We start from the raw sequence: 14,091 nt of genomic DNA on the forward strand, positions 1-14,091 counted from the left end.
AGCCCAACGGATCCTCAACGAAGACTGGGGCGTCGCCGCGACCGTCTGGTCCGTGACCTCCTGGAACGAACTCCGACGCGACGGACTCGACGCCGAAGAACACGCCTTCCTCAACCCCGGCCAACCCGCCCGCACCCCGTTCATCACCGAACAACTCGCAGGCACCACCGGACCCGTCATCGCCGTGTCCGACTACATGAAAGCCGTCCCCGACCAAATCCGCCAATTCATCCCCAACGACTTCGCCTCCCTCGGAGCAGACGGCTTCGGCTTCTCCGACACCCGCCAAGCCGCCCGCCGCTACTTCAAAAACGACACCCACTCCATCGTCGCCAAAACCCTCCAGTTGCTGGCGGCGAGGGGCGAAGTCGAAGAAGGCGCACTGGAAAAGGCAATCGAGAAGTACCGGCTCCTGGATGTCAACGCCGGCACCACCGGCGGAGCAGGCGGCGACGCCTAGGCTCGTTCCGGACGTCCCGCGTCACCAGCACCATCCCGACGGCGGCCCTCACCTGGAAGGTAGGGGCCGCCGTCGGGCGTTTAAAACCTGCGCCCGGCTGCCCGACGGGACGTGACGGGCACCAAGGCGAGTTGTAGCCTTCTCACAAATGGAGCTTCCCCGGGCTGGGCCGTATGCTCATTCCATGGCAGAGCCCACCAAAACAACGTCAAAGCGCAAGGCAGCAACCCCGGCATTGTCGCCGGAAAAGGCGGAAACTCTCCGGCAGCTCCGCGCCAACGTAGGGCAACTGTCCACCAGCACCATGCGCCAACTGGAGAAATCACTCCCCTGGTACAGCCGCCTGAGCTCCGATGAACGTTCGGCGCTCGGCCTGGTAGCGCAAAACGGCATCGCGGCATTCGTGACCTGGTACGAACGCCCCAGTTCACCCTCGTGGATCCTTACTGACGTCTTTGGCAACGCCCCCACCGAGCTCACCCGCTCGATCAGCCTCCAAAAGGCCCTGCAGCTTATCCGCATTGTGGTGGAAGTGGTGGAAGACCAGGTGCCAGTGATCGCCCCGGAGTCCGATCAGCCCTCGTTGCGCGAAGCAGTCCTGCGCTATTCGCGCGAGGTCGCTTTCGCAGCAGCTGACGTCTACGCCCGGGCAGCCGAGTCCCGAGGGTCCTGGGACACCCGGCTCGAAGCGCTGATTGTGGATGCCATCCTCCGTGGCGAAAACACTGACGCTTTGCGGTCGCGGATCGCTGCGCTGGGTTGGAAAGCGCAGGAACGCTTCACCGTCATGGTGGGCAACTCGCCGTCGGAACCCAGTGCAAGCTACGTCAGCGAATTGCGCCGTACCGCCGGGCGGTTTGCTGAGGATGCGCTGGTGGGAATCCAGGGCGACCGGCTCATCCTGATCCTTGGTGGAGTCCAGGACCGGGACACCGCTTACCTCAAACTTAGTGAACTCTTTGCCCCCGGCGCCGTCGTTTATGGTCCCGAGGCGGGGTCCTTGCTGGAAGCGAGCAGTTCCGCCCAGGCCGCTTTCGCTGGCCTCACGGCCGCCCGCGCGTGGCCCTCCGCGCCCCGTCCCGTCGCGGCGGACGATCTGCTCCCGGAACGTGTGGTCTCGGGCGATGACGCCGCCAGGCGATCGTTGATCAAGAACATCTACAGACCACTTCTGGCAGCCTCAAACGGCCTCGTTGAGACCTTGGGAACGTACCTTGAACTAGGGCATTCACTCGAGGCTACGGCCCGGGAACTGTTCGTCCACGCCAACACGGTGCGCTACCGTTTGAAGCGTGTCTGCGATGTGACTGGCTGGGATCCGCTCCTTCCGAGGGAGGCGTTTGTTCTTCAAACGGCCCTGGTGGTCGGCCGTCTCTCCACCCCGCCAAAAGCCGTTCCGGAACGTCACGCGTCACGTTCGCAGAGCTGAACCGTTGTAGACTTCCTACAAACTGACCCAGTGAGCTTGGTGTACCAAAACACCAGTGGATCACGTGGCAATTTGGAAAGCTGGATACGTGCTTGCAATCGTCTGCCCTGGACAGGGCTCCCAGACCCCCGGATTTTTGGCCCCCTGGCTGGAACTCCCCTCCGTCGAAGGCCAACTGGCCGCCCTGAGCGAGATCGCAGGCATTGACCTCAAGGCCCACGGCACCACCTCGGACGAAGAGACCATCAAGGACACTGCGGTTGCGCAGCCCCTGATCGTTGCTGCCGGCCTCGTGGCCGCGAAGTCCTTGTTCGACGTCGAATTGAGCACCCTTCCCGTTATTCTTGCCGGCCACTCCGTCGGCGAGATCACCGCCTCCGCCCTTGCCGGCGTCCTCACCGAGTCAGAGGCCATGACTTTCGTTCGGGAGCGGGCAAACAACATGGCCGCAGCGGCTGCGGTCACCCCCACTGGCATGAGCGCCGTGGTGGGCGGCGATCCGGGCGAGGTCCTGGCAGCCATCGAAGCTGCAGGCGCCACGCCGGCCAACGTCAACGGCGCCGGTCAGACTGTGGCCGCGGGTACGTTCGAACAGCTCAAGGCCCTCGCGGAGAACCCGCCGGCCAAGGCCCGTGTCATCCCGCTCAAGGTGGCCGGCGCGTTCCACACCTCACACATGGCCCCGGCCGTCAGTGCACTGGAAGCGCTCAAACCGTCACTGTCGCCCCAGAGCCCGACAGTCCCGCTGCTGTCCAACTATGACGGCAAGGAAGTCACCGACGGACCCGCCGCCGTCGACAGCTTGATCGCCCAGGTTTCCCGGCCCGTCCGTTGGGACCTGTGCATGGAGACCCTGGTGGAGCGCGGCGTCACAGGCGTCATTGAGCTCGCACCGGCGGGCACCCTCGCGGGGCTGGCAAAACGCGGCATGCCGGGCGTCAAGACTGTTGCAGTCAAAACCCCGGATGACCTGTCCGCGGCACTCGCACTCTTTGCTGAACTGGAGGGACAGGCATGAGCACGCCGGTACTCAAGAAGGCCACCGTCAACGAGAATGCCCGCATTCTGGGCATTGGGGCCTACCGCCCGGACGTCATCGTCACCAATGAAGACGTTTGCCAGTGGATCGATTCCTCGGATGAATGGATCCGCCAGCGTACCGGCATCATCACCCGCCACCGCGCAGCCGCCGACGTTAGCGTCATCGACATGGCCGAAGGCGCAGCGCGGGAGGCCATCCAGCAGGCCGGCATCGAGCCCTCACAACTGGGGGCTGTGATTGTTTCCACCGTCACGCACCCTTACGCGACGCCTTCCGCCGCCGCTGCGCTCACCGAACGCCTCGGCGCGACGCCGGCACCGGCCTTTGACATCTCCGCCGCCTGCGCAGGGTACTGCTACGGCGTGGCCCAGGCTGATGCGCTGGTCCGCTCCGGCGCGGCCGAGTACGTCCTGGTGGTAGGTGCCGAAAAGCTCTCGGACGTCATCGACAACCACGAGCGGACCATCTCCTTCCTTTTGGGCGATGGAGCCGGCGCGGTGGTGGTGGGTCCGTCCGACACGCCGGGCATCGGTCCGTCCGTGTGGGGCTCCGACGGCAGCAAATGGGATGCAATCGGCATGACCCACTCGCTTGAAGACGTCAAGAAGCTCGGCGAATCCGCCAGGCACTCCGACGAAATTGACGACCCCGCCATCCTTTCGGCAACACAGGATGTTTGGCCGACTCTGCGCCAGGACGGCCAGACCGTCTTCCGCTGGGCGGTCTGGGAAATGGCAAAGGTGGCCCAGCAGGCGTTGGACGCTGCCGGCATCGAAGCCAGTGACCTCGCTGCGTTTGTTCCCCACCAGGCCAACATGCGCATCATTGACGAGATGGTGAAGAAGCTGAAGCTTCCCGAGTCTGTTGTGATCGGCCGCGATATTGCGCAGGCCGGAAACACGTCTGCGGCCTCCATCCCCCTGGCAACCCATCGCTTGCTCCAGGAGAACCCTGGCCTGAGCGGCGGCCTTGCCCTGCAGATCGGCTTCGGCGCCGGCTTGGTCTTCGGCGCCCAGGTTGTCGTCCTGCCGTAGACCTGGACCGGCCCCTGTGGCCACCAGCCAACTGAATACGACTTGAAAACCCAAACCGTAACCGCGGTTTGCCCCCTTTCCGGCAGTAGCCGGTACAACAAGAAAAGGAGCCAACAATGGCTAGCAACGAAGAGATCCTGGCCGGCCTGGCTGAAATCGTCAACGAAGAGACGGGCCTCGCCACCGAAGCCGTCGAGCTCGACAAGTCCTTCACCGAGGACCTGGACATCGACTCCATCTCAATGATGACCATCGTTGTCAACGCTGAAGAGAAGTTCGGCGTCCGCATCCCCGACGAAGAGGTCAAGAACCTTAAGACCGTCGGTGACGCCGTCAGCTTCATCGCCAACGCACAGGCTTAGTCCTGACACCAGCTGTGCCGGGCCGGGGCGCTAGTCCCTGCGCCCGGCACAGCCGCAATAACGCCCAAAGATTTTCCTGCCTACCCCTGCGCACCCCGCAGGCGGGATGGCTGATCCGACAGAGAGTGATCGCATGGCACGCAAAGTAGTCATAACCGGTCTGGGGGCCACCACTCCCATCGGCGGCGACGTACCCACAATGTGGCAGAACGCGCTGAAAGGCGTCTCCGGCGCCCACACGCTCGACGACGAGTGGGTGGCCAAGTACGACCTCCCCGTCCACTTTGCTGCCCGGTGCTCCACGCCGGCCCTTGAGGTACTGAGCCGCGTTGAGGCCAAGCGCATGGACCCGTCCACACAGTTCGGCGTCATCGCTGCCCGCGAGGCCTGGGCCGACTCCGGGATTGCCGACATCGACCACGACCGGCTGGCTGTCGCCTTCGCCACCGGGATCGGCGGCGTCTGGACCCTCTTGGATGCGTGGGACACGCTCAGGGACAAGGGGCCCCGGAGGGTCCTGCCCATGACGGTTCCCATGCTCATGCCGAACGGCGTTGCTGCCGCGGTCAGCCTCGACCTCGGCGCACGCGCAGGCGCACATACTCCGGTTTCCGCATGTGCATCAGGCACCGAAGCACTTCATCTTGGACTGGACCTGATCCGGTCCGGCAAGGCTGACGTTGTGGTGTGCGGTGGCGCTGAAGCAGCCATCCACCCGATGCCCTTGGCCGCGTTCTCATCGATGCAGGCCCTCTCCCGCCGCAACGATGAGCCGGAACGCGCATCCCGACCGTACGACATCGACCGTGACGGTTTTGTCATGGGTGAAGGCGCAGGCGCCCTCGTCCTTGAAGCCGAGGAGCACGCGATTGCCCGCGGCGCCCGCATCTACGCTGAGCTCGCAGGCACATCGGTGACTGCCGATGCCTACCACATCACCGCTCCGGACCCCGAAGGCCTGGGGGCCACCAGGGCACTGAAGGCCGCCATGTTCGACGGCCGGATCCAGGCTGAGGACGTAGTACACGTCAACGCACACGCAACGTCCACTCCTGTTGGTGACAAACCCGAGTACACGGCCCTCCGCGCCGCCCTGGGGACCCACGTGGACAACGTGGCGGTCTCCGCCACCAAGTCCCAGATGGGGCACCTCCTGGGCGCTTCAGGCGCCGTTGAAGCCGTGCTGACGGTCCTGGCCGTCTACGAGCGCAAGGCACCGGTCACCATCAACCTTGAGAACCAGGATCCCGAGATCCCTCTCGACGTCGTGACTTCCGTCAGGGACCTGCCCACCGGCGATATCGTCGCGCTGAGCAACTCCTTCGGTTTCGGCGGACACAATGCAGTCATCGCGGTACGCAACGTCTAGGCAGGCTTTGCAGCTGCCGAAGCGTGCGACATGAAGAGGGCCCCACCAGTCGGTGGGGCCCTCTTCATTGCTATGGGGTGTTTGTCGAGTGAGGTTGTCAGCCAACCTGGTGCAGCCAGCGCACCGGCGCGCCTTCGGCGGCATGGCGGAACGGCTCGAGTTCTTCATCCCACGCCTCGCCAAGGGCCAGAGACAGCTCGTGGTAGACGGCTGAGGGATCCCCGGCCCCGGACTCGTAGGCATAGCGGATGCGGTCTTCGGTCACCATGATGTTTCCATGCACGTCGGTGACGGCATGGAAAATGCCGAGTTCAGGGGTGTGGGACCAGCGGGCTCCATCCACCCCTTGGCTCGGTTCTTCGGTGACTTCGTAGCGCAAGTGGGCCCAGCCCCTCAAGGCCGACGCCAGTTGGGCTCCGGTTCCGGGGGCGCCTGTCCACGAGAGCTCGGCCCTGAACATTCCGGGTGCTGCAGGTTGAGGGGTCCACTCAAGGTCGGTCCGCTTGTCCACGACCGATCCTATGGCCCACTCCACGTGCGGGCAGAGCGCCGTAGGGGCCGAATGCACGAACAGGACACCGCGGGTTGTTGCAACAGACATTCCATCCTCCATAGCTGTAGGTACGTCTTCCCCAACGACCTCTGCCTGGATGTTCTGCTGATGCTGCCGGATGTCATGAATCTCATGAGGGCCCTGACAGGCTATTCAGTTGTGTATTCCTTTTGACGATCTTGGCACAGAAGTAACCCTCAACCGTACATTGAAGGTTTCCCCATGGTGCTTTCATTTTGCCGTACGCTGTCGGTTTCCGCCAGTGCAGGGTTTGCAAGGGTCATGTTCACGCCCGGGGGTGCGCTTGCTGATAGCTGTTCCGGAGCCGGTCTACGGAAACGTGGGTGTAGATCTGGGTTGTGGCGAGGCTGCTGTGCCCGAGGATTTCCTGGACGGCGCGAAGGTCCGCTCCGCCGTCCAGCAGATGTGTTGCCGCACTGTGCCTCAGCGCATGCGGGCCCGTGGCCGAGGTATCACCCAAGGCCTGAAGCAAGTCGCTGACTACGGCGCGGATCTGTCGCGGATCCACGCGGTTGCCCCTGACACCCAGGAACAAGGCAGGGCCGCTGCCAGCGGTGACGACAGCTGGGCGCCCGCGTCTGAGCCAGTCGTCCACTGCCACGGCAGCCGGAACCCCGAACGGCACCGTGCGCTCCTTGTTTCCCTTACCCAGCACACGCAGGGTCCTTCGGTCCGGATCGAGGTCGTCGATGTCCAGTCCGGCAAGTTCGCCGACCCGGACTCCCGTGGCATAGAGGAGCTCAACCATTGCCCGGTTGCGGATGGCCATCGGTCCACCATCCTCCGCTGCGGCGTTCAGGTCATCCACCATTCGGGTGACCTGCTGTTGCTGAAGGACCCCGGGCAGTGACTTGCTGCGTTTGGGCGCTTGGAGGCGTACTGCCGGGTCAGCCGGGATCAGTTCTTCCCGGAGCGCCCAGCCGGTGAAGGATCTGGCAGTGGCTGCACGTCTGGCCAAAGTGGCCCGGGACATCCCCGCTTCGCTCTGCGCGCCAAGCCAGCGCCGAAGCGAACCGAGTTCCAATTGCGGCAGTTGTTCAACCCCCTCCTGGACAGCAAAACCCAGGAGGCTCTCGACGTCCGCAATATAGGCACGAACGGTATGGGCCGACCGCGCCCGTTCGCCCTCCAGATAACGCCGAAAGCCCTCAACAGCGCCAGCCAGGGCTGCAGGTAGTGATTGTCCGTCCACCCTTCCTACAGTGCCAGTAGTCGTCCTCCGGCGCTTGCATCGACATGCTGTTTTGCGACCGCGTCAGGCGTTCTTTCCACGCTTCCAGGCACCCCGCTCCGAGACCGCCAGCCCCAACAGCCCCAGCCGGCCCAGCCCAGCGCGAACGGCCTCGGGACCCAGTCCCGCCACCACCGTCAGCTTTTCCACCGAGCTGGTGGACCGAAGGGGCAACGCGTCCAGGAGAATCAGGTCCTCCAAGGACAATCCATCGTGCACTGCTGCACCCTGTTTCTTGTTACCATTACGTTCCTTGTTCCCGTTGTGGTCCCCGTCCTGGCTGCCGAATTCACCGATGGCACCTGCAAGCTCAGCGATCTCGCCGACGTCCGTGACACAAACGGCTCCGCCATCCCTGAACAGGCGATGGCAGCCGGCCGAATTGGCACTGTGGATGGATCCCGGAACAGCCGCGACCACACGGCCAATCGACTCTGCATGGTGGGCGGTATTGAGGGCTCCGGAGCGCCAACGCGCTTCCACCACAACAGTGGCCGAGGCCAAAGCTGCAATGAGACGGTTTCTTTGCAGGAATCTGTAACGAGTGGGCGCGGACCCCGGCGGAACTTCTGAGATCACAGCTCCCTGCGCGGCGACTGCCCGAAGGAGGTCTTCGTTGCCGGAGGGATAAAAACGGTCCACTCCCCCGGCCATCACCGCAATGGTGGGCAGGCCGGCCACACCTCCATTGAGCGCCCCGCGGTGCGCATGCGCGTCGATGCCGTAGGCACCACCCGAAACCACGCTGAAACCCCGCTGGGCAAGCCCGAAGGCGAAATCTCCCGTAACGGATGCACCGTAGCTTGTGCTGTCCCTTGAACCCACCAGGGCGATGGCACGACCGGCCGACGGCAACTCCTGTTCGAGCCCCCGCCACCACAGGCACAGCGGCTCTTGAAGGCCCAGGTCCGCAAGTTGTCCCGGCCACAGATCATCTCCGGGGATAATCAACCGACCACCCAGCCGCCGCAGGGTCTCCAAGTCCCGGTCAGGGGCCAAATCAGCAACACGCGGCGCCCAGCGCCTGAGGCTGTCCTGCAGACCTGCCCACGTTGCGGGTCCTCCCCCGTCACGGAGGGCTGCGGAAATTTCCTGCTCCATGGCAGGGCCGATTCCGAGCTCGCCCGTGGCAATTCCCAGTGCGTCCACAGCGCCGGCCACCTGCACCAGGGCCAATCCCACCGAGTCCTGCGGCTCCATCAGCCTGGACAAAGCGGCCCGGGCAACCCTGTCTTTCTCCTGCGCGCTCATTTCTGCCACTCCCGTTTTCCGTTCACTTCGTTGTTGTTCACGTTGTTGGTGTTCATGTCGCCGCCGCGGCCTGCCTCAGGCCGAGCGCTTGCCCGATATGGTCAACATCCGGTCTCTCGCTGCTGTCCAGATCCGCGAGTGTCCAGGCGAGACGAAGGACGCGGTCGTAGCCGCGTGCGGTCAGAACGCCGCGCTCCAGTGCAGTGTCCAGAATCCTCGTGGTTCCCGGAGGCAGCCGCAGTTGACCCCGCAGGATTCTTCCCGGTACTTGGGAGTTGGTCTCGAGTCCGCTGCCGTGCAGGCGAAGCAACTGCCGTTCCCTGGCTGCCAGCACCCGTTCCGCTACGGTGCTGGTGTCCTCTTCCTGTCCGGAATGGCCGAAATCCGCCAAGGACACCCGCTCCACATTCAGCTGAATGTCAACGCGGTCCAGCAACGGGCCGGACATTCTGCCGATGTAGCGGCGTCTCATCATCGGCGTGCAAGTGCACTCCATGCCTTTGCCGGAGGCTTTGCCGCACGGACAAGGGTTTGCCGCCAGGACGAGTTGGAAACGTGCGGGGTAGGCCGCAGTGCCTGCCGATCGATGGATGACAAGCTCGCCACTCTCGAGAGGCTGGCGAAGGGCGTCCAGCACCCGTCGCTCGTACTCGGGAGCCTCGTCAAGGAACAGCACGCCACGATGCGCACGCGATGCCGCGCCGGGCCGGGGAAGTCCTGACCCGCCGCCGATGATGGCGGCAGCAGTTGCGCTGTGGTGGGGATTCTCAAACGGCGGCCTGTGTATCAGCCTCACAGCAGACGCCTGGATGGCGGCCAGGGAATGGATGGCCGTCACTTCCATTGCGGCCGTGTCCGCCAAATCCGGAAGCAACCCCGGCAACCTCTCGGCCAGCATGGTCTTGCCGGCTCCCGGCGGACCTGTCAGGAGCATGTGGTGTCCGCCGGCGGCAGCGACTTCCAACGCTTGCCGGGCTTCTTCTTGCCCTGAGACATCGCAAAGATCCGGCGCCAGGGGCGCTTCGATCGCGTCGACGTCCGGGACATCCTCGTCCGCGGGATCGTAGTCCAGGGCGAGGTCCTTCGGGTCTGCGCCAAAGTCATAAGCGAGCCGGGCAAGGGTTTTGTAGCCCCGCACGTTCGCGCCAGGCACCAGGGCCGCCTCGGCAGCATTCGCTTCGGCCACCACGATGTCCGGAAATCCTGCCTGGACGGCGGCCATGACGGCGGGCAGCATTCCACGGACCGGCCTCAGCCTGCCATCCAGGCCAAGCTCAGCGATGAAGACTGTTCCGTCGATGGACCGGATGTCCTTGGCAGCACGAAGCACCGCCATGGTGATGGCGAGGTCGAAGCCCGAACCCCGTTTGGGCAATGACGCAGGGATCAGATTGGCCGTGATCTTCCGGCGGCTCAAAGGTATTCCGGAGTTCTGGGCAGCCGATCGGATGCGTTCCTTGGCCTCGTTCAAGGCAGCGTCGGGGAGGCCCAGGATCACAAAGTTGGGCAGCGTTTGGCCGATGTCGGCCTCCACCTCCACGATGTAACCGTTCAGGCCGACCAGGGCAACACAGTAGCTGCGGCCAACCCCCATCTACCCGACACCCCGCAGGTGTTCGAGCACGGGCTCACCGACGCCGTCGTCTACCACTGACACGACATCAACACGCTGACGCGATGCCTTGAATTCGTGGGCGCGGCACCACCATGAAACGAGTCGGTGGAGGCGGGCGAGCTTTGCCGCTCCCACAGCCTCGAAGGGGTGCCCGTAGTCCAGGCTCCTCCGGGTCTTGACCTCGGCCACCACCAAGGTGTCTCCGTCGATCGCGACGATGTCGATTTCACCATCCGCACACCGCCAGTTGCGATCAATGATCCGCATCCCCTGATCCGTCAGGAAATCCGCCGCCAATGCTTCGCCGTTTTGGCCCAGCCGGTCCTTTGCTCTCATGACCATCACCTCCGCTGTCCAGCCTTCCGGCTGGAGGGGGTGAACGGCAGGGGCTTACCAGACTATGTGCGTAACCCGCAAAAAATCAGCGCTGTGGAGGAACAGTGCAGGGCAGCAGGCTAGTTGCCAAGATCTCCGAGATCGCCCAGGCCGCCATCCTTCGGCAAGGAAAGATCCTCATTACGGGGCAGTTCTTCGACGTTGACGTCCTTGAACGTAATCACACGGACGTTCTTGACGAAACGGGCCGAACGGTAAACGTCCCAGACCCAGGCGTCCTGCAGGGTCAAGTCGAAGTAGACTTCCCCGTCCGCGCTGCGGGCCTGAAGGTCAACGTGGTTGGCCAAATAGAACCGCCGCTCCGTCTCTACAACGTAGCTGAACAGACCGACGACATCCCGGTATTCGCGGTAGAGCTGCAGCTCCATGTCGGTTTCATAGTTCTCAAGGTCCTCGGCACTCATGGTTCCATCTTGCACCATCTGCCGGGTGGCATGCGCCAGACCGGCAACGGAAACCTACGCGACCGCACTTACTCCGGGTCGGGCCCGGTCAGGTGCCAGCTGGTCCGGTGGTAGGCGCTGGGACCGTGCACGCGAATGACTTCCCTGTGTGCGGCGGTGGCATAGCCCTTATTCACATTCCAGCCATACGCGGGCAACTCGGAGTGGAGATCCACCATGATGCGGTCACGGGCCACCTTGGCCAACACGCTGGCCGCAGCAACACTCAGGCAGCTCATGTCCGCTTTCACCTTGGTGTGGACTGGCGCCTCGCAGCCAGGGCCTGAGGGCGCAGGATCAAAAAGCGAGGCCTGGACCTCGGGCGAGAGCCAGTTGTGGCTTCCATCCAACAAGACCAGATCAGGCGTGATGCCGCCGTCCAGGATTTCACACCACGCACGCGTACCGGCCAGACGCAAAGCCGCGATGATGCCGATCTCATCGATTTCCCGTGACGAGGCGTGCCCTACGGCTGATGCCAGGGCCCATTCACGGACCAGGGGTTCCAGCCTGTCCCTGTCCTCCGGTTTGAGGAGTTTACTGTCGCGAACCTCGGCCAAAAGGCCATGATCGGCGAGGTCAACCACTGTGATACCCACACTGACCGGACCGGCCAGGGCTCCACGGCCTACCTCGTCGACACCCGCCAGCAAGCGCACCCCGGACGACAGGAACGAACGCTCAACGTCGAGGGTGGGAAAACCTGCCTGGGCCTTCACCTTGGCCTTGGCGGTGGACGGGATCTTCTTACGGGCTGTTGCGGTGCCCATTACTTCGCCAGGGTGCCTTGAGGGACATTACGGAAAACGTCCGGGTAGTTATCAAGGACCGTCCACCGGTTAATCGGCCAGGCGATGACGGTGGCCTTGCCTTCAACGTCCTCGATGTTCACGAATCCACCGTTGACTTCCTGGTGGGCGCGCGAGTCCGCAGAGTGGTTGCGGTTATCGCCCATGACCCACACTTTACCTGCAGGTACAACCACATCGAAGGCCTGCGGGGACGGGATCTCAGCGGGGTTGATGTAGCTCTCATTGAGCGCTACGCCGTTAACACTGACGCGGCCCTGGGCATCACAGCATGTGACGTGGTCGCCCGGCAGGCCGATGACGCGCTTCACCAGGTGCTGCTCGCTGGCGTCCGGCGCCAAGCCTACGAACTCGAGGGTGTCCCCTACCCAGTCCATGGGGCCGGCAGGCTTCTGGGCGACAGGCGGCAGCCAGGCCTGCGTGTCCTTGAAGACCACGACGTCCCCACGCGAGAGGTCAAACGGTCCGGGAACGAGCAAGTTGATGAAAATGCGGTCGTAAACGTCCAGGGTGCGCTCCATGGACTCCGACGGGATGTAGAAGGCCTTGAAGAGGAACGTTTTCAGCAGGAAGGACAACACCAGCGCAATGGCCACCACGGTGGCGATTTCCTTGATCCACACCAGGGCAGGGTTCTTGCGGGGCTTCGCTTGATCCTCTTGCGGCTCCGCTACACCAGCGGCACTTGCCGATCCGTCCGGAAGCCGCGAGTCGTCGTCGTACCGCTCGGCGTTCCCGGGAGCTTTGTCCGGCATCTACTGTCCGTTCTTCGATGGTGTTTCGGCCTGCGTGGAGCGAGGCATCTCTGCAAATCTATCAAGTGGCCAGATGATCTGGACCGGCCGGCCAATAACCCGGTCCATCGGAACCATGCCGCCACCGGGCGCACCCAGCAGGCCGCGGGAGTCAGCAGAACGCGAACGGTGGTCGCCCATCAACCAGAGACGGTCCGGAGGCACCACGACGTCGAATTTCTGCTTGCTGGGTTCATCTCCCGGGTACAGATAGGGTTCCTCAAGTTCCTGACCGTTCACTGTGAGGTGGCCGGTGGCTTCACAACATTGAATGTGGTCACCCGGTACCCCGATCACCCTCTTGACGTACGTGGTGTCGCTGCCAGTCAATCCGAACCACTGGGCTGCTGCCGACACGGCGTCCACGAAGGGACCACGCCCGCTGCTCAGCGGCGCAAAGGAACCCCGTCCATCGAAGACCACGACATCGCCCCGGTGGATCGGCTCGGTGCTGAAATCGGTCCGAGATACCAGGATCCGGTCGCCGGTCACCAGGAGCGGTTCCATGGATTCGGAGGGAATGTAGTACACGTCCAGCCACAGGGAGCGGACCAATCCGCTGATGGCGATCGCAAGCACCAGTGCGAGCAAAACAAAACGCCAGCCCTGTTTCCGGGGCTGGCGTTCTGATGTGTCCATGACTCGTATCCCTGTTGCGTTGCGGATTGCTCCGGAACTACCGGGCACGAATCCTGGACCCGTTGCGTAAGTCGCAGGACTTACTTGGCGAAGTCGCGCTTTTCCTTGATCTTCGCAGCCTTACCGCGCAGTGCGCGCATGTAGTAAAGCTTGGCGCGGCGGACGTCACCCTTGGTGACGACCTCGATCTTGTCGATGATCGGGGAGTGTACCGGGAAGGTACGCTCTACGCCGACACCGAAGGAAACCTTGCGCACGGTGAAGGTTTCGCGAACGCCGTCGCCCTGGCGGCCAAGGACGAAGCCCTGGAATACCTGGACACGGGAGTTCTTGCCTTCGATGATGTTGACGTGAACCTTGAGGGTGTCACCCGCGCGGAACTCAGGAACATCGTTACGCAGCGAGGCTGCATCTACGCTATCGAGGATATGCATTAATCCACTCCTGGTGAACGCCACAGGTCATTCACTTTGGGTTACGGCGAACAAGCCCGCAGCCCGAAGGCCAGCCGGAAATCTCCGCCGAAGTTTCTTGGTGTCCGGTTCCGCCACTGATTGGCGTCACCGGGTTGTCCGACTGTTGGCTGAACTCCCCCTGTGGCAGGTGTCAGCCCAGCAGACACAATGGTTAATTCTGCCACAAG

Annotated in this window: 16 protein-coding genes; 6 read left to right on the top strand and 10 right to left on the bottom strand. The window is 63.4% G+C overall.

Features of this window, described 5'->3' with window-relative positions:
- The 6 genes from IEY62_RS00005 to IEY62_RS00030 all read left to right on the top strand — a co-directional run.
- A partial coding sequence (locus IEY62_RS00005; RefSeq protein WP_407671437.1) for a transketolase-like TK C-terminal-containing protein occupies positions 1 to 460 on the top strand: 460 nt, incomplete at its 5' end.
- 184 nt (positions 461 to 644) lie between these two features.
- On the top strand, positions 645 to 1,889 hold the full coding sequence (locus IEY62_RS00010) for a PucR family transcriptional regulator (protein ID WP_189012838.1): 1,245 nt from the start codon (positions 645 to 647) through the stop codon (positions 1,887 to 1,889).
- Between the two features lie 88 nt (positions 1,890 to 1,977).
- The gene (locus IEY62_RS00015; protein ID WP_189012840.1) at positions 1,978 to 2,907 is read left to right on the top strand and encodes an ACP S-malonyltransferase; all 930 of its coding nucleotides are present in this window, start codon (positions 1,978 to 1,980) and stop codon (positions 2,905 to 2,907) included.
- Complete coding sequence (locus IEY62_RS00020; RefSeq protein WP_018776195.1) at positions 2,904 to 3,965, top strand: beta-ketoacyl-ACP synthase III; 1,062 nt, start codon at positions 2,904 to 2,906, stop codon at positions 3,963 to 3,965. Before IEY62_RS00015 ends, IEY62_RS00020 begins: the two co-directional genes overlap by 4 nt.
- A gap of 116 nt (positions 3,966 to 4,081) precedes the next feature.
- Positions 4,082 to 4,327, top strand: coding sequence for an acyl carrier protein (locus IEY62_RS00025; RefSeq protein WP_011692310.1), 246 nt, complete (start codon positions 4,082 to 4,084; stop codon positions 4,325 to 4,327).
- Positions 4,328 to 4,460: 133 nt separating this feature from the next.
- Positions 4,461 to 5,696 (top strand): beta-ketoacyl-[acyl-carrier-protein] synthase family protein, encoded by a 1,236-nt coding sequence (locus IEY62_RS00030; RefSeq protein WP_189012842.1) that lies wholly within the window; start codon positions 4,461 to 4,463, stop codon positions 5,694 to 5,696.
- 97 nt (positions 5,697 to 5,793) lie between these two features.
- Here the strand turns inward: IEY62_RS00030 and IEY62_RS00035 are convergent, their stop codons facing one another.
- From IEY62_RS00035 to rplS, 10 genes are all read right to left on the bottom strand, one after another.
- Positions 5,794 to 6,297, bottom strand: a complete 504-nt coding sequence (locus tag IEY62_RS00035) for a DUF3145 domain-containing protein (RefSeq protein WP_018776197.1) — start codon at positions 6,295 to 6,297, stop codon at positions 5,794 to 5,796.
- 238 nt (positions 6,298 to 6,535) lie between these two features.
- Positions 6,536 to 7,462, bottom strand: a complete 927-nt coding sequence (locus IEY62_RS00040; protein ID WP_189012845.1) for a tyrosine recombinase XerC — start codon at positions 7,460 to 7,462, stop codon at positions 6,536 to 6,538.
- 63 nt (positions 7,463 to 7,525) lie between these two features.
- Complete coding sequence (dprA, locus tag IEY62_RS00045; RefSeq protein WP_189014321.1) at positions 7,526 to 8,752, bottom strand: DNA-processing protein DprA; 1,227 nt, start codon at positions 8,750 to 8,752, stop codon at positions 7,526 to 7,528.
- Positions 8,753 to 8,804: 52 nt separating this feature from the next.
- Positions 8,805 to 10,346 (bottom strand): YifB family Mg chelatase-like AAA ATPase, encoded by a 1,542-nt coding sequence (locus tag IEY62_RS00050; protein ID WP_189012852.1) that lies wholly within the window; start codon positions 10,344 to 10,346, stop codon positions 8,805 to 8,807.
- Entirely contained in the window at positions 10,347 to 10,712 is a 366-nt protein-coding gene (locus IEY62_RS00055; RefSeq protein ID WP_189012854.1) for a YraN family protein, read from the bottom strand. It abuts the gene before it with no gap.
- A 110-nt stretch (positions 10,713 to 10,822) separates the two neighbouring features.
- The gene (locus IEY62_RS00060) at positions 10,823 to 11,167 is read right to left on the bottom strand and encodes a DUF2469 domain-containing protein (RefSeq protein ID WP_189012856.1); all 345 of its coding nucleotides are present in this window, start codon (positions 11,165 to 11,167) and stop codon (positions 10,823 to 10,825) included.
- A gap of 68 nt (positions 11,168 to 11,235) precedes the next feature.
- Entirely contained in the window at positions 11,236 to 11,976 is a 741-nt protein-coding gene (locus tag IEY62_RS00065) for a ribonuclease HII (protein ID WP_189012858.1), read from the bottom strand.
- Positions 11,976 to 12,770 carry a signal peptidase I gene (lepB, locus tag IEY62_RS00070; RefSeq protein WP_189012860.1) on the bottom strand — a complete coding sequence of 265 codons (795 nt, stop codon included), beginning with the start codon at positions 12,768 to 12,770 and terminating at the stop codon, positions 11,976 to 11,978. Before lepB (IEY62_RS00070) ends, IEY62_RS00065 begins: the two co-directional genes overlap by 1 nt.
- Positions 12,771 to 13,448: a signal peptidase I gene (lepB, locus tag IEY62_RS00075; protein WP_189012862.1), complete on the bottom strand. Its 678-nt coding sequence runs from the start codon at positions 13,446 to 13,448 to the stop codon at positions 12,771 to 12,773. It abuts the gene before it with no gap.
- 80 nt (positions 13,449 to 13,528) lie between these two features.
- A complete protein-coding gene (gene rplS / locus IEY62_RS00080) occupies positions 13,529 to 13,882 on the bottom strand; it encodes a 50S ribosomal protein L19 (protein ID WP_014922079.1) in 354 nt (117 codons plus the stop codon).
- Positions 13,883 to 14,091: the final 209 nt, after the last annotated feature.

Origin of the sequence: Paenarthrobacter histidinolovorans (assembly GCF_014647595.1) — a bacterium.
GTDB lineage: Bacteria > Actinomycetota > Actinomycetes > Actinomycetales > Micrococcaceae > Arthrobacter > Arthrobacter histidinolovorans.